The 17,955-nt window shown below is 49.3% G+C and carries 17 protein-coding genes and 1 other RNA gene; 12 read left to right on the top strand and 6 right to left on the bottom strand.

The window, feature by feature from the left end; translation table 11 throughout:
- Positions 1 to 20 precede the first annotated feature (20 nt).
- The gene (gene pstB / locus EGC76_RS10435; RefSeq protein WP_128352947.1) at positions 21 to 839 is read left to right on the top strand and encodes a phosphate ABC transporter ATP-binding protein PstB; all 819 of its coding nucleotides are present in this window, start codon (positions 21 to 23) and stop codon (positions 837 to 839) included.
- A gap of 12 nt (positions 840 to 851) precedes the next feature.
- On the top strand, positions 852 to 1,568 hold the full coding sequence (gene phoU, locus EGC76_RS10430) for a phosphate signaling complex protein PhoU (RefSeq protein ID WP_128352946.1): 717 nt from the start codon (positions 852 to 854) through the stop codon (positions 1,566 to 1,568).
- Between the two features lie 48 nt (positions 1,569 to 1,616).
- Here the strand turns inward: phoU and serA are convergent, their stop codons facing one another.
- The 3 genes from serA to EGC76_RS10415 are packed head-to-tail and all read right to left on the bottom strand — an operon-like array spanning position 1,617 to position 4,171.
- On the bottom strand, positions 1,617 to 2,873 hold the full coding sequence (gene serA, locus EGC76_RS10425; RefSeq protein ID WP_128352945.1) for a phosphoglycerate dehydrogenase: 1,257 nt from the start codon (positions 2,871 to 2,873) through the stop codon (positions 1,617 to 1,619).
- Positions 2,874 to 2,875: 2 nt separating this feature from the next.
- A complete protein-coding gene (gene rpiA, locus EGC76_RS10420) occupies positions 2,876 to 3,538 on the bottom strand; it encodes a ribose-5-phosphate isomerase RpiA (protein WP_128352944.1) in 663 nt (220 codons plus the stop codon).
- 45 nt (positions 3,539 to 3,583) lie between these two features.
- The gene (locus EGC76_RS10415) at positions 3,584 to 4,171 is read right to left on the bottom strand and encodes a 5-formyltetrahydrofolate cyclo-ligase (RefSeq protein WP_128352943.1); all 588 of its coding nucleotides are present in this window, start codon (positions 4,169 to 4,171) and stop codon (positions 3,584 to 3,586) included.
- A 51-nt stretch (positions 4,172 to 4,222) separates the two neighbouring features.
- On the opposite strand from EGC76_RS10415, the gene EGC76_RS10410 reads away from it, so the two are divergent.
- Positions 4,223 to 5,782: an amidohydrolase family protein gene (locus EGC76_RS10410; protein WP_128352942.1), complete on the top strand. Its 1,560-nt coding sequence runs from the start codon at positions 4,223 to 4,225 to the stop codon at positions 5,780 to 5,782.
- A 109-nt stretch (positions 5,783 to 5,891) separates the two neighbouring features.
- Here EGC76_RS10410 and ssrS read toward each other — a convergent pair.
- Positions 5,892 to 6,075, bottom strand: a non-coding RNA gene (gene ssrS / locus EGC76_RS10405) — 6S RNA.
- A 13-nt stretch (positions 6,076 to 6,088) separates the two neighbouring features.
- The gene (gene zapA / locus EGC76_RS10400) at positions 6,089 to 6,394 is read right to left on the bottom strand and encodes a cell division protein ZapA (RefSeq protein ID WP_128352941.1); all 306 of its coding nucleotides are present in this window, start codon (positions 6,392 to 6,394) and stop codon (positions 6,089 to 6,091) included.
- Between the two features lie 171 nt (positions 6,395 to 6,565).
- Between zapA and EGC76_RS10395 the strand changes: the two genes are divergently transcribed.
- From EGC76_RS10395 to EGC76_RS10380, 4 genes are read left to right on the top strand one after another with little or no spacing between them, the layout of a single operon-like run.
- Positions 6,566 to 7,153 (top strand): UPF0149 family protein, encoded by a 588-nt coding sequence (locus EGC76_RS10395; RefSeq protein ID WP_128352940.1) that lies wholly within the window; start codon positions 6,566 to 6,568, stop codon positions 7,151 to 7,153.
- Between the two features lie 30 nt (positions 7,154 to 7,183).
- Positions 7,184 to 8,506, top strand: a complete 1,323-nt coding sequence (gene pepP / locus EGC76_RS10390; RefSeq protein ID WP_128352939.1) for a Xaa-Pro aminopeptidase — start codon at positions 7,184 to 7,186, stop codon at positions 8,504 to 8,506.
- Positions 8,491 to 9,672 carry a 2-octaprenyl-6-methoxyphenyl hydroxylase gene (gene ubiH, locus EGC76_RS10385; protein ID WP_128352938.1) on the top strand — a complete coding sequence of 394 codons (1,182 nt, stop codon included), beginning with the start codon at positions 8,491 to 8,493 and terminating at the stop codon, positions 9,670 to 9,672. The genes pepP and ubiH overlap by 16 nt, the downstream gene beginning before the upstream one ends.
- Positions 9,669 to 10,829 carry a UbiH/UbiF/VisC/COQ6 family ubiquinone biosynthesis hydroxylase gene (locus EGC76_RS10380; RefSeq protein ID WP_128352937.1) on the top strand — a complete coding sequence of 387 codons (1,161 nt, stop codon included), beginning with the start codon at positions 9,669 to 9,671 and terminating at the stop codon, positions 10,827 to 10,829. The genes ubiH and EGC76_RS10380 overlap by 4 nt, the downstream gene beginning before the upstream one ends.
- Before the next feature lie 3 nt (positions 10,830 to 10,832).
- Here the strand turns inward: EGC76_RS10380 and EGC76_RS10375 are convergent, their stop codons facing one another.
- Positions 10,833 to 11,690, bottom strand: a complete 858-nt coding sequence (locus EGC76_RS10375; protein WP_128352936.1) for a LysR family transcriptional regulator — start codon at positions 11,688 to 11,690, stop codon at positions 10,833 to 10,835.
- A 196-nt stretch (positions 11,691 to 11,886) separates the two neighbouring features.
- Between EGC76_RS10375 and gcvT the strand changes: the two genes are divergently transcribed.
- From gcvT to EGC76_RS10350, 5 genes are all read left to right on the top strand, one after another.
- Positions 11,887 to 12,969, top strand: coding sequence for a glycine cleavage system aminomethyltransferase GcvT (gene gcvT / locus EGC76_RS10370; protein WP_128352935.1), 1,083 nt, complete (start codon positions 11,887 to 11,889; stop codon positions 12,967 to 12,969).
- Positions 12,970 to 13,012: 43 nt separating this feature from the next.
- On the top strand, positions 13,013 to 13,402 hold the full coding sequence (gene gcvH, locus EGC76_RS10365; RefSeq protein WP_128352934.1) for a glycine cleavage system protein GcvH: 390 nt from the start codon (positions 13,013 to 13,015) through the stop codon (positions 13,400 to 13,402).
- 94 nt (positions 13,403 to 13,496) lie between these two features.
- Positions 13,497 to 16,382: an aminomethyl-transferring glycine dehydrogenase gene (gene gcvP, locus EGC76_RS10360; RefSeq protein WP_128352933.1), complete on the top strand. Its 2,886-nt coding sequence runs from the start codon at positions 13,497 to 13,499 to the stop codon at positions 16,380 to 16,382.
- A gap of 119 nt (positions 16,383 to 16,501) precedes the next feature.
- A complete protein-coding gene (locus tag EGC76_RS10355) occupies positions 16,502 to 17,305 on the top strand; it encodes an NERD domain-containing protein (protein WP_128352932.1) in 804 nt (267 codons plus the stop codon).
- 22 nt (positions 17,306 to 17,327) lie between these two features.
- Positions 17,328 to 17,735 carry a hypothetical protein gene (locus EGC76_RS10350; RefSeq protein ID WP_128352931.1) on the top strand — a complete coding sequence of 136 codons (408 nt, stop codon included), beginning with the start codon at positions 17,328 to 17,330 and terminating at the stop codon, positions 17,733 to 17,735.
- The last annotated feature ends 220 nt before the right edge of the window (positions 17,736 to 17,955 follow it).

Genomic DNA, 17,955 nt, shown 5'->3' with positions numbered 1-17,955 from the left:
AGGGCAGAAGGTTAAACATTATGATTTCGGTAACCCCGAGCACAAGCAATGTCGAATCATTAGACTTAGCAAATTTGACGCCTGAGCAAACTGCGTTAGAAATTCGCAATTTGAACTTGCACTATGGTGATGCACAGGCTTTATACGATATTTCGATGAACATTCCGAAAAATCGTGTAACCGCCTTCATCGGGCCGTCAGGTTGTGGTAAATCAACACTGTTGCGTTGCATTAACCGTATGAACGACTTGGTTGAAATCTGCCGTGTAAGTGGTGAAATTCGCTTGCATGATAAAAACATTTACGAAAAAGACGTTGATGCAGCAGCATTACGCCGCCGTGTTGGTATGGTATTTCAGCGCCCGAACCCGTTTCCTAAGTCAATTTACGAGAACGTTGTGTACGGGATGCGGTTGCAGGGTGTGAATGACCGTCGCACCTTGGACGAAGTGGTTGAGCGCTCGTTAAAAGGTGCCGCGCTTTGGGAAGAAGTGAAAGACCGACTGAACGAATCTGCATTCGGTTTATCAGGTGGTCAGCAACAGCGTTTGGTTATTGCCCGTGCAATTGCGATTGAGCCTGAAGTGCTATTGCTTGATGAACCAACCTCGGCATTGGACCCAATTTCGACGCTTACTATTGAAGAGTTGATCACGGAATTAAAAGAGCAGTTTACCGTGGTGATTGTTACCCACAACATGCAACAAGCCGCCCGGGTTTCTGATCAAACGGCGTTCATGTATATGGGTAAGTTGATTGAGTACGCAGATACCAATACCTTGTTTACCACGCCAGAACAGAAGCAAACGGAAGACTACATTACCGGACGTTACGGTTAATAGGAGAAGGCTATGGATAAAAACAATATGAGCCGGCATATCTCCGGTAAGTTTAACGATGAACTTGAAGCGGTTCGTAACCAAGTACTCACTATGGGTGGCTTGGTGGAACAGCAACTGCGTGATTCGTTGCATGCCATTGAAAAGTCTGATCACGAAATGGCAGAAAAGATTCTGCAGCGCGATTACAAAATCAACGCGTTAGAAGTTCAAATTGACGAAGCGTGTGTGCAAATTATTGCCAAGCGTCAGCCAGCAGCTAGCGACCTGCGGTTAGTGATTGCCATCTTCAAGACCATTTCTGATCTTGAGCGTATTGGCGATGAAGCTGAGCGCATTGCACGTGTCGCGCTTGAGAGTTTCAACAACGACCAGCAGCAGTTTTTGGTGAGCCTGGAAAATCTAGGCCAACAAGTACTCGCCATGCTGCAAGGTGTGCTGGATGCATTTGCGCGTATGGATCTTGATTCAGCTTATGAAGTGCATCAAATGGATGCTCAAGCTGACCGTCAATATGAAGCGCTCACACGCCAATTAATGACCTACATGATGGAAGACCCACGTGGTATTCCGAAAGTCATGAATGTGTTGTGGTCGGCGCGTTCACTTGAACGTATTGGTGACCGTTGCCAGAATATTGCGGAGTACATTATCTTCTTCGTGAAAGGCAAAGACGTACGTCACGTGTCGCCAGAATCGATGGAGAAAACGGTTAAAGGCAACCGCTAAGCCTTAAGCCTTATAGCAAAACGCCGACACAAGATGTCGGCGTTTTTGTTAGTAGAGTACGCGCGCTTTAATCGTGCCTTCAATGGCGCGCATCTCAACCAAAAGGTCGTCGGCAATGGTGCTTTTCGGTGGTGTGTCGATATCAATCACCACATAACCGACTTTGCTGTCAGTCTGCAGATACTGGCCGGAAACGTTGATGTTGTTGTCGGCCAACAATTGGTTAATGCGCGTTAGCATGCCCGGGCGGTTTTGGTGGATATGCAGCAACCGGCGTGCGCCAGCATGGGTTGGCAAGGCCACTTCAGGGAAGTTAACCGCAGACAACGTTGAACCGTTATCGGAATAACGCACCAGCTTGCCCGCCACTTCAATGCCAATGTTTTCTTGTGCTTCTTGGGTCGAGCCGCCGATGTGCGGCGTCAAAATACAATTATCCAGACCACGAAGTGGCGACTCAAACTGCTCGTTGTTGCCTTTGGGTTCAACTGGGAATACATCGATTGCAGCCCCAGCTAAGTGCCCTGATTTAAGCGCATCAGCCAATGCATTAATCTTCACCACAGTGCCGCGTGATGCATTGATCAATACCGCGCCAGGCTTCATTTTGGCCAGTTGCTCTGCGCCAATCATCCACTGGGTTTGCGGGGTTTCAGGAACGTGCAGCGTAATAACATCCGCCTGGCTAAGCAGCTCATTTAAGCTGCGCACCTGTAGAGCATTACCCAGCGACAATTTGGTTTCGATATCGTAATAACGCACCTGCATACCAAGCTGTTCGGCGAGTATGCTCAGTTGGCTACCAATATGCCCGTACCCAATAATGCCTAAAATTTTGCCGCGGGCTTCAAATGAACCTTTCGCAGCTTTATCCCAGCCGCCACGGTGCGCTGACGCGCTCTTTTCCGGAATACGCCGCAACAGCATGATAATTTCTGCAAGCACCAACTCGGCCACACTGCGGGTATTTGAAAATGGCGCGTTAAATACCACCACGCCATGGTCGCGTGCAGCTTCTAAATCAACTTGGTTGGTGCCAATACAAAAGCATCCAACCGCTGCCAGTTTCTCGGCCGCAGCAAACACCTTCGGCGTTAACTGCGTGCGTGACCGAATACCAATAAAGTGCACATCTTTAATTGCTTCGCACAGTTCATCTTCATTGAGCGATGTTTTGAGTGCCCGAATGTTGGTATAGCCATGCTGTTTAAGCACTTCAATAGCACTGTCATGCACACCTTCAAGCAATAAAATTTGAATACGCTCTTTGGCCAGTGAAACCTGTGGTGCGGTCACGTCGTTCATTGCTACTCCATAAATTTTAAGCCTGCGGGGCTTGCGATAATTGCTTTATTGGCGCCGCGTTTGGCGAAGAGGCCATTGGTGACAACACCTACAATACTATTCAATTGTTGCTCCAGTTGAACAGGGTCTAAGATATCAAAGTTATGAATATCCAGAATGACGTTCCCGTTGTCGGTGGTAAACCCTTGTCGCCAAACAGGGTCACCGCCGAGCTTTACAATCTCGCGGGCAACGTAAGAGCGAGCCATTGGAATCACTTCTATCGGCACCGGGAAATTACCTAAGCGCCCAACCACCTTGCTTTCGTCTGCAATGCAGATGAATTTATCGGCTACAGCAGCGATGATTTTCTCGCGCGTCAGTGCGCCGCCGCCACCTTTCACCATGCGCAGGTGCTCATCAATTTCGTCGGCGCCGTCAATGTAAACGGGCAGGTTGCCAACATTGTTGAGCTCAACAACTTCAATGCCATGGGCTTTCAAACGTTTTGTAGATTCTTCCGAGCTTGAAACCGCGCCTTCAATGTCATTCTTCATGGTCGCGAGTGCGTCAATGAAAAAATTTACCGTTGAGCCGGTACCAACGCCCACAATGGTGTTGGGTTCTACATACTTTAGTGCGGCTTCAGCGGCTTGCTTTTTGAGTAGGTCTTGAGAGGTCGTCATACGGATTCCCACAGTCAGTTATCTATGGCCTTTGAGTATACAGTCTTAACTGCGAAAGTCCCATGTTTTCGCGGGTGTAATCACCATCGGTAGCGGCACATCCCAAGGGTTTTTGGGCAGTTCATCCACCAACTGACAATCAAGTGCTAAGCCAATAGGCAGTAGGTTTTTGATATGCCCCTTGTGCCAGGCGCTTAAGGTACGATCATAAAAGCCACCGCCCATACCCATGCGGTTGCCACTGCGGTCGAATCCCACCAGCGGCACTAGCAGTACTTGCATCTGCTGCAGCGGCACAATGTGCTGCGCGTTTAATTCGGGTTCAGGTATACCGTATTTGTTGTGGGTCCATTGGGTGGTTTCGCTGAGCTGCAGAAACAACAAATGCCCCGCAAGAATAGGGTGCAAAATGGGTAAAGCAAGTTGATGCTGCGCATCCATAAGGTGTTGGTTTATGGCATGGGTGGGTAGCTCAGCACGCACGCTAAAATAGCTGCCGAGTGTGCAAGATTGCTGCAGCTCAGGTAAGTTACGTAAGTGTTCACCGACCTGTCGCGCCGCATCATCGCGCTCTGCGGCAGATAGGCTAGCGCGTGCGTTAAGAAGGTGGCTGCGTAATTGCTGTTGCGACACGGCGCTGATATCCTTAGTTGCATAATAAATCGAATAACAGTGAGTTATACCATGATACGCCAATTACTGACCACGTTAACCCTGACCTTTGTGATAGCCAGTACAGCTGTCGCTGCACCGCCAAAAGCACCAGCTCGGGGCGACCAAGGCGACGGCCCATACACGCGTTTAATTCTACGCGGGGCAACCTTGATAAACGGTGAAGGTGCACCTGCGCAAGGGCCGGTTGATATCGTTATCGAAAACGATCGCATTGTGAATGTGGTGAGTGTCGGCAACCCCGGAGTACCAATTAAAGCGCAAGGGCGGCCGAAAGCTGGGCCTAACGACACCGAACTGGATGTAACCGGTAAATACGTATTGCCGGGCTTTATTGATATGCACGGCCATATTGGTGGCTCTGCTGAAGGCATTCCAGCCGAATATGTGCTGAAGCTCATGCTGGCACACGGGATTACCACGGTGCGCGAACCGGGCAGCTTTAACGGTCTGGACTGGACCAAGTGGCATCAGCAACAGGCTGAGAAGAATTCGATTGTTTCACCGCGACTTATCCCATACGCAGGTTTTGGAATGGGCGCTGACGCTCCTATTTTTAATGGCGAACAAGCACGTGATTGGGTACGCGGTATCAAGAAACAGGGTGCAGCCGGGATAAAATTCTTTGGTGCAACCCCGAAAGTGATGGCGGCGGCGCTTGATGAAGCCAACCAGCAAAAGCTTGGCACCATGATGCACCATGCACAGTTGAACGTGGTACGTACCAGCGTTATTGACTCTGCCCGTTTAGGCTTGGGTAGCATGGAGCACTGGTATGGTTTGCCAGAAGCGCTATTTACCGGCCAGCAAATTCAAAATTACCCGGCCGATTACAACTACAACAACGAACAAGATCGCTTCCGTGAAGCAGGTAAGCTCTGGGCACAAGCTGCAGAGCCGGGTTCAGAGAAATGGAATCAGGTACGTGATGAGTTGATAGCGCTCGACTTTACCATTAACCCCACGCTTACTATTTATGAAGCAAGCCGTGACTTGATGCGGGAGCGTCAGGCAATTTGGCACGACGAATACACCTTACCGCAACTGTGGGACTTCTTTACGCCAAGCCGTTATGCGCACGGTTCATACTGGTTTGACTGGACCACCGATGAAGAGATTGCATGGCGCAAGAATTACCAATTGTGGATGACCTTCTTAAACGACTTTAAAAACCATGGTGGTCGCATCACCACAGGTTCGGATGCCGGTTACATTTACAAAATATACGGCTTTGGTTACATCCGCGAGTTGGAATTATTACGTGAAGCAGGCTTCAATGCGCTTGAAGTGATTCAAGCTGCAACGCTTAACGGCGCCGAAGCGCTTGGCCTTGAAGATGAAATTGGCAGTGTGGTGCCGGGCAAAAAAGCCGACTTAATTGTGGTTGACGAAAACCCGCTAGCAAACTTTAAGGTGCTGTACGGTACCGGCCACTACAAGCTCGACGAAAACAATGAGCCAATGCGCACCAAAGGCATTCGCTACACCATCAAAGATGGCATCATCTACGATGCACAAGAGCTGCTATCCGACGTCCGCACCATCGTGCAAAAAGAAAAGCAAAAACGGTAATAGATATTAGATATTAGATATTAGATATTAGATATTAGCGGGTTGGACTTTGACTAATATCTAATATCGCTCTTCAATATCTAATTGCGTACTGGTTTTTTCGAAAGGGTGACCACCCAGAATGCCGCTGCGTGCCTTGGCCCTTGAACCCACTGGTTCAAGGCGGGGCGCAATTGAAACGACCGCAGGCTTCTCGATACATGTCGAGCTTGCACAATAGTCGCCCAGTGAGCCCCTTTACTGCTAGCATCGGCTCAGGGACATCGGCGTGCTGGCGCACATCCCAGGCAGTCATAATTCTTTGTACTAACGTCCGGGGCGTTGCTCGGCCATTACTTGCTCAAGCGTTTCTTGCAACAACTTCAGCTTTTCTTCTAAATCAACAATGTACTGTTGTTTACGTTGTTCATCTTGCGCAAATTCATGGCATAAATTCAACGCCGCCATAACCGCAATTTGTTCAGGGTTTGATAACTTCGTTGCCCCGCGAATAGTTTCGAGCTTTTTATTTAAGCGGTCGGCGGCCTGTTGCAACGCCACTTCTTGTCCAGCAGGACAATTCACCTTGTAGTGACGTTCCATCAATCTTATGTCCATGGTGCGTTGACTCATGCCGCTTCCTCTGTGCTTGAACTATTCTTATTAATTACACTGCTAATATTATGACACGTCCTACCGGCCTTTGTCAGCTAGCCTGAATAGCTTTGCAATGGTAGGATGTGCGTAAAGAACGTAAAGAGAATATGGTAGGATGTGCGTAAAGAACGTAAAGAGAATATAGCTATGTCTGAAACGGGTAGCAGTAATGCTAAACCACTTAATTACGACCAGTTAAACGAATTCTTCGAGCAGCAAGGAATATTATCCAGTGCGGCCGAAGTTCACGGCATTTTAACCGGAATGGTTGCGAGCGGCGCCAGCCTGAAAGGCGAAGATTGGTTGACGCTACTGAGCGACTTAATCCATGAAGGTCAATCGTTTAAGCCTGTCGTCAAAGAACAGCTTATCGAGATGGCCGCAGACGTATGCGCCAGCATGCGCGATCCGGATTTAGGCTTTAACCTGTTATTGCCGAATGACCACGAAGCTTTAGTTGAACGCCTTGGTAGCATGATCGGTTGGGTACAGTCCTATCTGGTTGGTTTTGGTGTGAATCAAACTAACTTGGCGGGGCTATCTGACGATGTTCGCGAAGTTATTGACGACATGGTCGAAATTGCAAAACTTGATTTTGCCGTGGATGACGACGAAGAAGGCGAGCGCGCCTACTATGAAGTGGTGGAGTATTTACGGATTTCCGCCATGTTGTGCTTTAACGAGTTGGGCCAGCGAGCCGGCACCGATTGTGTCACCAATAAGATTTTACATTAATTCACTGACCCGTTTCTGATGTAGGTTCACATGTCACATACCCAAGTTTCTGCCGAATTCAAAAAGCGACGCGCCCACGTATTAAAACTTTTAAAAAAGTCGTCGCCTGCGGCTGTGGCCGTTATTCCAAGTGCACAATTGCAAACGCGTAGCCGCGATACGGAATTTCCATTTCGTCAGGACAGCGACTTTTTCTACCTTACTGGCTTTAACGAACCCAATGCACTGTTGATTCTTGCGCCAGATAGCGAAACCCCGGTGCAGTTATTCTGTCAGCCGAGCAGCCCAATCGATGAAGTGTGGCACGGCCGTCGTCTTGGTGTTGACCGCGCACGGGAAACTTTGGGCGTCGACTTTACCGCCAGCATTGACGATGTGGACGATCACTTATTTGCCATTCTTGATGGCGCGGAACAAGTTTATTACCCGCATGACAAGCCAGAACTCGCCGGGCAACTGCACGCGCTGGCCGATGAGCTGCGTGCCTCACCGAAAAAAGGCCATCAAGCGCCGCATTCGTGGGTTGATATTAACCCGTGGTTAGCCGATATGCGCATAGTAAAAAGTGCCGCAGAGCTTGAGCTTATGCGCCACGCCGCGCGTATAAGTGTTGATGCACACAAGCGTGCGATGAAATTTGTGAAACCGGGTAAATTTGAATACCAGGTTGCAGCAGAAATTCACCATGAATTTGCCATGCAAAACGCGCTTTCGCCAGCCTACGGAACCATTTGTGGCAGCGGTGAAAATGCTTGTATTTTGCATTACACCGAAAACGAAAGTGAGCTGCGCGATGGCGACCTGCTATTGATTGACGCAGGCGCTGAATATCAAGGCTATGCCGGTGATATTACGCGAACATTCCCCGTCAACGGACGCTTTAGCGCCGATCAGAAGGCGCTGTATAACGTTGTGCTTGCCGCTCAGCAGGCAGCGCTTGATACGTTAAAGCCGGGCAGCGACATGCAAAAAGCTATGGTTGCGGCGGGCAAGGCGTTAACCGAAGGCTTGCATGAACTTGGCATTATTAAGGGCAACCTAAAAGAACTGATAGCAAATGACGCATTTCGGCCGTTGATGATTCATGGGTTAGGCCATTGGTTAGGGCTTGATGTGCATGACGTAGGCACCTACACCCAAGCCGGTAAAAAGCGCAAGTTTGAACCGGGTATGGTGTTAACCATTGAGCCGGGTATCTACATTCCCAAAGGCACAGCCGATGTTGATGAAAAATGGCATGGTATAGGTATTCGCATCGAAGACGATGTCATTATTACCGAACAAGGTTATGAAAACATGACACAAGGCGTACCTAAAACAGTTGAAGAGATTGAGCAATGGATGGCTCAGTAGCACAGCAGCCAGTAATCATCGCTGGCGGCGGTCTGGTTGGCGCTTTGACCGCATTGCTGCTGGCACGTGGCCGGCCCGATTGGCGTATTCGCGTGCTTGAACCGCAACAACAAGGCCCCGCCCAAGACAAGCGCACCATTGCGCTGGCAGCCGCCACCGTATCGCTATTGCAGCGCCAAGGTATTTGGCAAGCTATCGCGGACAAGGCGAGCCCGATTGAACACATTCATGTGAGCGATCGCGGCCATTTAGGGATGACACGACTGCACGCGCACCAGCATGGTGTGCCAGCAATGGGGCAAGTGATTGCCGCAGCAACGCTGAACAAGGCGTTGTATGAGGCGTGTCAGGTGCAGGACAATATTGATTGGGTTGGCGGTGCGTGGTTTGTGCGTGCGGAACGCCAACCTGCCGCCATTCAAATCACCTACACGGTGAATGACACCGAGCACACAAGCTCAGCGCTGTTGCTGGTTGGTGCCGACGGGCAGCGTTCTCAAGTACGCACCGATGCCGGTATTACCATGCAACACACCGACTATAAACAAGCCGGTATTATCGCCACACTGACTTTATCTGAGTCATTACAAGGCTGGGCCTACGAACGTTTCACGGAAACCGGCCCCATTGCGTTATTGCCTTTACCGAATAACCAAGCCTCACTGGTTTGGAGCTTAAGCCCTGAAGAGTCTCAACGCACATTAACAAGTGCCGATGATGACTTTCTGGCAGCTTGTCAGCAGGCCTTTGGCTACCGTGCCGGTCGCTTTTTAGCGGTTACCGACAGGGTGCAATACCCCCTGCAATTGCACTTGGCAGATACCAGCATTGCCCATCGTACGGTCATTATTGGGAATGCCTCGCACACCTTGCATCCAATTGCCGGGCAAGGGTTTAATTTAGGGGTGCGTGACGCCATTGAGTTGAGTGCAAAACTCATCAATGCCACCGACCCCGGCAGCTACGCAATATTAAGTGGTTACAACCAAGCGCGCCAAGCCGACTACAAGCATATTATTGGGTTAACGGACAGTTTAGTGCGTGGCTTTTCCAACCACTATGCACCATTGATTATGGGACGTAATTTAGCCTTATTTGGGTTAGATAACTTACCGCCGTTGCGCCATGTTTTTGCGCGACAAACGATGGGGTTCCGTGACCTATGACAACTCAAACGAATGCCCTGACAGTCATTATTGTTGGTGGCGGCATGATTGGTTTAAGCGCTGCTTTAGGCTTACGCCAGCAAGGCCACCGCGTGCACATGGTTGAGCGCTCTGGCCGACCGACCTATAGCGAACAAACCGAGCTGCGCGTAAGCGCACTGGCGCATCATAGCCGGGCATTACTGCAAAACCTTGGCGTGTGGCAGAAGCTTCCGAGCGAACGCTTGGGCCCGTACACCGGCATGCAGGTGTGGGACCACGACAGTTTTGGTGAGATTAGCTTTGCCGCGGCAGAAGTTGATGCGGATGACCTTGGTGCGATTGTTGAAAACCGCGTGTTAGAGCAAGCATTATGGGATGCCGCTGAAGCAAGCGGTGTGGTCATGCACGCCGAAGAAGAAGTGACCGCGCATCAGGTTGATGCCGAACATGCGCACGTAACCTTAAGTTCAGGCCAGCAATTGCACGGTGACTATTTAATTGCCGCAGACGGCGCGCGTTCAGCCATTCGCGAACGTGCGAAGTTACCCATTAGCTTTTGGGACTACGAACAAACCGGCATTGTCGCCGTCATTGAAACTGAGCAACCGCATCAAGGCGTAGCACGGCAGGTGTTCTTGCCGACAGGGCCGGTGGCCTGGCTGCCGTTGCATGATCCACACCATGTGTCATTGGTATGGTCGGCCGACTCGGATTATGCACAGCAGTTGCTTGCCGATGACGACAAAACATTTATACACCAGTTGCAAGCCGCGAGTGATCAGTGCCTTGGCACCCTGCAGTTAGCGTCACAGCGGGTTGGCTTTCCATTGCGCATGCAATATGCGCAGCGGTGGCTGCAAGACCGCTTGCTGATTATCGGCGACGCCGCGCACAGCATTCACCCGTTAGCGGGGCAGGGGGCTAACCTGGGTTTTGGTGATGTTATTGATTTACTCGCGGTATTTGAGCAATCGCCGTCCCAGCGCAGCTTGCGAGGCTGGGAGCGCAAGCGCAAAGCTGCCGCGCTTACCATGATCACCGCAATGGAAGCCTTCAAACGTGGTTTCGGCAGTGCCAATCCGTTACTTAAATTGGTGCGCGGTGTGGGCTTTAAAGTGGCCAATAGCACGGCGCCTATCAAACGTATGCTGGTAAAAGCAGCGCTGGGCGAATAGCCGCTAGATGCGTTCTTGAATAAACTGGGCAAGCTGCGTGGCGGCTTGATTGTCGGCATCGGCTTGCCACATCGCAACGCTTACCTCGCCAAGTTCAGGCAGCGCATGGTAGTGGCTACGTTGCAATCGCGCTAAGTTGTCCGGCACCGTACTTTGCGCCAACACCGTTAACCCCAAACCGCTTTCAATGGCGGCCGTGAGGCCCGAGAAATCCGCGTTGGTGTAACTGATGCGAACCGGCGTATTGGCTTGTCGTAGCACAGCTAAAGCGCGCCGCCGATAAATACAGCCTTCGGGCGCCACAACCAAAGACAGGGCTTCACTGCTACCACCGATTTCGCTGTGGCTGCCCACCCAAACTAAAGGTTCTTGTTTTAAGATAATCAAACCGGGACGGGTAACGCGCTTATCGGGCTCTTTTAAGGCAATAACTAAGTCAAAATGCGCTTGTTCGTCTTTGAGTAAGTCTTTGCTAAGCGCCGATGTGACCGACAGCGAAACATTCGGATAGGCCTGCGCAAACTGACCAAGCACCTGCGGCAACAGTTTACTGGCGAACTCGCTTGGAATACCTAAGCGCACTTGCCCCGACACACTGGGCTCGGTAAAGCGCGCAAAGATTTGATCATTCAGGCCGAGCAACAGCCGCGCTTGATCAAGCAGCTCTGCGCCAGAAGGGGTCAGATGAATACGGCCACCGCTGCGACTTAATAACGACACGCCAAGTAAGTCTTCAAGGCGCTGCAATTGCAAGCTTATTGCCGGTTGCGAACGATTCAATTGTTGGGCGGCAGCGGTATAACTCTGCAATTCATAAATACTTATAAATGCACGTAGCGCTTCTAACGGGAGATGTTGCATGCTGCAGCCCCTATTCTCATGGGTTTCATTACTGAATCTTATATGAATATCAAATATATTTAAAATATTTATGAATGTATAAGTAATATTCATTTGTTGCGGGGGCCTTAGAGTTCTATAATTCGCCCTAATTTTTTGAATGCGCAAGCACTGTGAAAACTTCGGCGCATCGACACCAAAAAAGGACAACTAGCTCATGGCAAATCGCACTCCTTTATATGACGCGCATGTGAAAGCTGGCGCGAAAATGGTCGACTTCCACGGCTGGGACATGCCGCTGAATTACGGCTCGCAAATAGAAGAACACAATGCGGTGCGCAACGACTCAGGCGTATTCGATGTGTCGCACATGACAATTGTTGATGTGGCCGGTATTGATGCGAAACCTTTCCTGCGCTACCTGTTAGCCAATGACGTTGCAAAACTCAGCATTCCGGGTAAAGCCCTTTACAGCGGCATGCTGAACGAACAAGGCGGCGTAATTGATGACCTTATCGTTTATTTCTTCAGTGACGAGTCGTATCGCCTGGTTGTGAACTCCGCAACCCGCGAGCGCGACATGGACTGGATTCACAGCGTTGCGGCAAGCTTCAAAGTAACCATCACAGAACAACCAAGTTTCGGTATGGTGGCGTTGCAAGGGCCAAAAGCTGCAGAAAAACTTAAGCTAGTACTGGGCGACGAAGCATTTGCGCCAGTGGCAGACATGAAGCCGTTTATGTCTGTACAAGCAGGTGACTACTTTATCGCGACCACCGGCTACACCGGTGAAAAAGGCTACGAAATTGTTGTGCCTGGCGACAAAGTTGAGAAGCTGTGGGACGACCTGTTAAATGTTGGCGTACAACCATGTGGGCTCGGCGCCCGTGATACACTGCGTTTAGAAGCAGGCATGAACTTGTACGGTCAAGATATGGACGAAAGCGTTACACCACTAGAATCAAATATGGGGTGGAGCGTTGCCTTTGAACCGGCTGATCGCGATTTTATTGGGCGTGCAGTGCTTGAACAGCAAAAAGCTGCGGGCCACGATAAGTTGGTTGGCTTGGTCATGAAAGAAAAAGGCGTGCTACGCCACGGTCAAAAAGTAGTGGTTGATGGCGCAGAAGGCGTGATCACATCAGGTACCTTTTCACCAACCTTAGGCTTCTCGATTGCTATGGCCCGCGTGCCGGCCACAGTCGGTGACAGCGTTGAGGTGGAAATTCGCAAAAAATTAGTTACAGTAAGCGTGGTCAAACCAAGCTTCGTCCGTAACGGTAAGTCAGTACTTGCCTAAGCATTTATTACCTTTCTGAAGAACAGAAAATGAGGAACAGAACATGAGCAACATCCCAAAGGAACTTAAGTACGCATCAACGCACGAATGGGTGCGTAACGACGGCGACGGCATTTTTACTGTCGGCATCACTGAGCACGCGCAAGATTTGTTAGGCGATATGGTGTTTGTTGAGCTGCCAGATGTTGGTGCCAATGTTGCTGCCGGTGATGATGTTGCCGTTGCAGAATCAGTAAAAGCAGCTTCTGACATTTATGCACCAATTGCTGGTGAAATTGTTGAAATTAACGAAGATTTAGAAGATGCACCAGAAACTGTAAATAATGACCCATTTGGTGACGGCTGGTTGTTCAAAATCAAAGCCGAAGACCCAACTGAAGTTGAAAGCTTGCTTGATGCCGAAGGTTATCAAGCAGTTATCGACGAAGAATAACAGCTCGTTTTGTTGCTAAGCCCCGGTCATTTGCACCGGGGTTTTGTGTTTCAAATGTCTTGTATCAACCCGAAAGCTAGGGGATCTGAAGTAAATGACTACGACCACGCTGAAGCAGTTAGAAAATCACGGTGAATTTATTGCGCGTCACATTGGCCCAAGTGCTGATGAAACGGCAGCAATGTTAGCAGAGCTGGGTGTTCATTCACTCGAAGAGCTCACGCAAGACACCGTTCCTGGCGCGATTCGCCGCGACCCATTCTTGTCAGTTGGCGAACCAATGACCGAGCGCGATGCGCTGGCTAAATTGAAAGCCATCGCCGGCAAGAATAAAGTCTACAAGTCATTTATTGGTATGGGGTATTACGACACCCTAGTGCCCAACGTTATTCTGCGTAACGTGTTAGAAAACCCAGGTTGGTACACCGCTTATACGCCTTATCAGCCAGAGATTGCGCAAGGTCGTTTAGAAGCTATTTTGAACTTCCAACAGATGACCATGGACCTAACCGGCCTTGAATTGGCCAGCGCCTCGTTGCTTGATGAAGCAACCGCGGCTGCCGAAGCCATGGCAATGTCCAAGCGCGTAAGCAAGAGCAAATCAAACACCTATTACGTTGCGGACAACGTTTACCCGCAAACAATTGACGTGGTTAAAACCCGCGCCGAACAGTTTGGCTTTGAAGTTTTAGTTGGCCCAGCACGTGACGCCGACAGTCAGGACGTATTTGGTGCATTGCTGCAATATCCAGATCGCAACGGTGAAATTCATAACATTGAAAAACTGATTGCCGACATTCAAGCGAACAAAGGCGTGGTTGCCGTTGCTGCAGATATCATGAGCTTGGTGCTGTTGAAGTCACCGGGTGAAATGGGCGCAGACATGGTGCTGGGTTCAGCCCAACGTTTCGGCGTACCTATGGGCTATGGTGGCCCACACGCTGCATTCTTCGCAACCCGCGACAAGTACAAGCGTTCGTTGCCAGGCCGTATCATTGGTGTGTCAAAAGACTCGCGCGACAACCAAGCACTGCGTATGGCCATGCAAACGCGTGAGCAACACATTCGCCGTGAAAAAGCCAACTCAAACATCTGTACCGCGCAGGTTCTGTTAGCCAATATGGCTTCGTTTTACGCGGTATACCATGGCCCGCAAGGCCTGAAAACAATCGCTTCACGCATTCATCGCTTAACTGACATTGTGGCGCTGGGCTTGAAAGAAAAGGGCGTGAAACTGGTTAATAACCATTGGTTCGACACGCTAACCTTCAAGCTGGAAGGCGATACCGATGCCGTGTTAGCACGCGCTGACCAAGCAGAAATTAACTTACGTGTTGATGGCAACGGCCAGTTTGGCGTAAGCCTTGATGAAGCCAAAACCCGTCACGACGTCGCTGCATTGTTTGCAGTGCTATTCGGTGATGACCACGGCTTAGAAGTTGACGTACTGGATTCACGCGTTGCCTCAGGCGACGTTGAGTCAATTCCAGCAGCATTGCGCCGCGAAAGTGCAATTCTGGAACACCCAGTGTTCAACAGCTACCATTCAGAAACTGAAATGCTGCGTTACATCAAGCAGCTTGAAAACAAAGACTTGTCGTTGAACCACAGCATGATCTCGTTGGGTTCATGCACCATGAAGCTGAACGCAACTGCAGAAATGATTCCGGTTACCTGGCCTGAGTTTGGTCAGTTGCACCCGTTCTGCCCAGCAGACCAAGCACAAGGCTACGCAGAATTGCTGAGCACCTTGTCAACGTGGTTAGTGGATATTACTGGCTACGACGTGATGTCTATGCAGCCAAACTCGGGTGCTCAAGGTGAATATGCTGGCTTGCTGGCGATTCAGAAGTATCACCAGAGCCGCGGCGACGCGCACCGTAACATCTGCTTGATTCCAAGCTCTGCACACGGCACCAACCCAGCTTCTGCACAAATGATGAGCATGAACGTGGTGGTGGTAGATTGCGATAAGAACGGCAACGTTGACCTGAACGACCTGAAAGCGAAAGCCGCTGAAGCCGGCGACAATTTGTCGTGCATCATGGTTACGTATCCATCAACGCATGGTGTGTACGAAGAAGGCATTAAAGACATTTGTGAAATTGTGCACGCGCACGGTGGCCAAGTGTACCTTGACGGCGCCAACATGAACGCACAAGTAGGCGTTACATCGCCGGGCTATATTGGTGCTGACGTTTCGCATTTGAACTTGCACAAAACCTTCTGCATTCCACACGGTGGCGGCGGTCCAGGTATGGGCCCAATTGGTGTTAAACAACACTTAGCACCGTTTTTGCCGAATCACAGCGTGATTACCATTGAAGGTACCGACAAAGCCAACGGCGCAGTTTCTGCAGCACCATTCGGCAGCGCAAGCATTCTGCCAATCTCGTGGATGTACATTGTCATGATGGGCAGCCGCGGCTTACGCGAAGCAACTGAAGTGGCAATCATGAACGCCAACTACATTGCCAAGCACTTAAGCAAGCATTACCCAATTCTGTACAAAGGCCGTAACGACCGCGTTGCGCACGAGTGCATCATTGACTTACGCCCATTGAAAGACGCCAGCGGCGTAACTGAAATGGACGTAGCAAAACGCTTGCAAGACTATGGCTTCCACAGCCCAACCATGAGCTTCCCAGTAGCGGGCACCTTAATGGTTGAGCCAACCGAGTCAGAGTCAAAAGCTGAGCTAGACCGCTTCATTGAAGCCATGATTAGCATTCGCGAAGAAGCAAAACGTGTTGAAGCAGGTGACTGGGCGCAAGACAATAACCCATTACACAACGCACCACACACGTTAGCAGACATCGTTGACGCCAACTGGGAACGCCCATACAGCCGTGAAGTGGCTGCATACCCAGTAGCTGCGGTTAAAATCAACAAGTTCTGGCCAAGCGTGAACCGTATTGATGACGTATACGGCGACCGAAATTTGATGTGTAGCTGCCCAGCGGTTGATAGTTATCGTTGATTGGTTTTGATGTGATGAAAAAGGCGAGCTTTTTAGCTCGCCTTTTTTTATGTTTGACTGCTTAGCGGTTCTATGGCGATATATTAGCCAGTCACGAGACGAAAATGGAGAAAATGAATATGGATATTCTGCTGTCAGCGTTTCAGCAAAACACCGATATGTTTAAGTATCTTGGTGCTATGGCGTTGCTGCTTGTTGTTATCAAAATCTTCAATACGTCGTGGTTCAAAGGAAAACTCGGTGAGTTTTTAGTGAACCTTGCCGCGAAAATTCATTTAGATAAAAACCAATACCACCTCATAAAAGATGTGACGTTACCTACTGATGACGGCACTACACAAATTGATCATATTATTGTCTCGATTTATGGCGTATTTGTTGTTGAGACAAAGTACTTCCGCGGTTGGATTTTCGGTTCTGAGAAGCAAAAGACATGGACTCAGGTTATTTACCGCAATAAATATAACTTTCAAAATCCGTTGCATCAAAACTACAAACATACCCAAGTACTCAAAGAAATACTGCAACTAACCGATGAACAGATTTACTCGCTGATTGTATTTATCGGTGATAGCCAATTTAAGTCACAAATGCCGGACAATGTTTTCTTTGGTGCACGTTATATTAATTTTATTCAAGCCAAGAAAATGCCTGTGTTGAGCACTGAGGAAGTGCGTGTAATTAGAGATAAGATTGAATCAAATGCGCTAACACGTTCAATTCAAACTTCTCGTGCGCATCGCCAGCACGTTAAAGAAATCATTGAGCAGAAGACCAATAAATCAAATTCCGCTGATGAGGGCGTTCAGTGCCCAAAATGTGGTGCACAGATGGTAAAGCGATTGGTTAAACGAGGTGAACATCAAGGGCGGCAGTTCTGGGGATGCTCGGCATTTCCTAAGTGCCGAGGTGTGGTCGCTTGAAAGGCTTACAGAGGATAGTGAAATGCCACGTCGCCTAACTCAAACGCAAAAGGGTACGCATCAAGCTCTAAAAAATACTTCATTTGAAAGCATGGTGGTTTCATGGCTAATGCAGGATGGATGGCAAGTATTCTTACCTATTTTAGATCACGGACATCAAACTGATTTATTGATTTCTGATGGACCAAACTACTATCGAATTCAAGTTAAAACAGTCGCCGCTTCTGATCTCAAACACGACGTCTCGAACCAATGGAAAGAAAGTAATGTCGATTGTGTCGTCTACTTCGCAAGGAATTCGAACTGGGGGTGTGTCGCACCAGCATTTCTTGAAGAGAAACGCTCAATAAATCATCCAGACCATAAAATATTCGAGCAAAACAAAAAGAGCTTTCTAAAGGCATTCCACCTCATGGATGTAAAGGTTTAGGTTTTTAGTACCTGGCCGAAATTTTCTTGGGGAAAAGGCATTTGCATTTTTTTGAAAAATTAGCGCTGGAATTAATGTCAGCTTTGAGCGAAGTATAGTCATTCGTACCCTGAGAACTACACTTTGATATGCATCAGGGTATGCGCTTATTGGATACGAATATTGAGCGAGAATCACTCGACGATCACCGCTTTTCTTTCGATCCAGTAAGTGCTCCATT

The sequence above is a fragment of the Pseudidiomarina gelatinasegens genome (assembly GCF_004025325.1).
Lineage (GTDB): Bacteria > Pseudomonadota > Gammaproteobacteria > Enterobacterales > Alteromonadaceae > Pseudidiomarina > Pseudidiomarina gelatinasegens.
Note: the sequence above shows the minus strand (reverse complement) of the source record. Positions and strands in the feature narration are given on the sequence as shown.

What these genes read in the sequence shown, in the direction of transcription:
- pstB (WP_128352947.1), top strand. Translation starts at nt 21, where the DNA reads ATGATTTCGGTAACCCCGAGCACAAGCAATGTCGAATCATTAGACTTA.
- phoU (WP_128352946.1), top strand. Translation starts at nt 852, where the DNA reads ATGGATAAAAACAATATGAGCCGGCATATCTCCGGTAAGTTTAACGAT.
- serA (WP_128352945.1), bottom strand. Translation starts at nt 2,873, where the DNA reads ATGAACGACGTGACCGCACCACAGGTTTCACTGGCCAAAGAGCGTATT.
- rpiA (WP_128352944.1), bottom strand. Translation starts at nt 3,538, where the DNA reads ATGACGACCTCTCAAGACCTACTCAAAAAGCAAGCCGCTGAAGCCGCA.
- EGC76_RS10410 (WP_128352942.1), top strand. Translation starts at nt 4,223, where the DNA reads ATGATACGCCAATTACTGACCACGTTAACCCTGACCTTTGTGATAGCC.
- zapA (WP_128352941.1), bottom strand. Translation starts at nt 6,394, where the DNA reads ATGAGTCAACGCACCATGGACATAAGATTGATGGAACGTCACTACAAG.
- EGC76_RS10395 (WP_128352940.1), top strand. Translation starts at nt 6,566, where the DNA reads ATGTCTGAAACGGGTAGCAGTAATGCTAAACCACTTAATTACGACCAG.
- pepP (WP_128352939.1), top strand. Translation starts at nt 7,184, where the DNA reads ATGTCACATACCCAAGTTTCTGCCGAATTCAAAAAGCGACGCGCCCAC.
- ubiH (WP_128352938.1), top strand. Translation starts at nt 8,491, where the DNA reads ATGGATGGCTCAGTAGCACAGCAGCCAGTAATCATCGCTGGCGGCGGT.
- EGC76_RS10380 (WP_128352937.1), top strand. Translation starts at nt 9,669, where the DNA reads ATGACAACTCAAACGAATGCCCTGACAGTCATTATTGTTGGTGGCGGC.
- EGC76_RS10375 (WP_128352936.1), bottom strand. Translation starts at nt 11,690, where the DNA reads ATGCAACATCTCCCGTTAGAAGCGCTACGTGCATTTATAAGTATTTAT.
- gcvT (WP_128352935.1), top strand. Translation starts at nt 11,887, where the DNA reads ATGGCAAATCGCACTCCTTTATATGACGCGCATGTGAAAGCTGGCGCG.
- gcvH (WP_128352934.1), top strand. Translation starts at nt 13,013, where the DNA reads ATGAGCAACATCCCAAAGGAACTTAAGTACGCATCAACGCACGAATGG.
- gcvP (WP_128352933.1), top strand. Translation starts at nt 13,497, where the DNA reads ATGACTACGACCACGCTGAAGCAGTTAGAAAATCACGGTGAATTTATT.
- EGC76_RS10355 (WP_128352932.1), top strand. Translation starts at nt 16,502, where the DNA reads ATGGATATTCTGCTGTCAGCGTTTCAGCAAAACACCGATATGTTTAAG.
- EGC76_RS10350 (WP_128352931.1), top strand. Translation starts at nt 17,328, where the DNA reads ATGCCACGTCGCCTAACTCAAACGCAAAAGGGTACGCATCAAGCTCTA.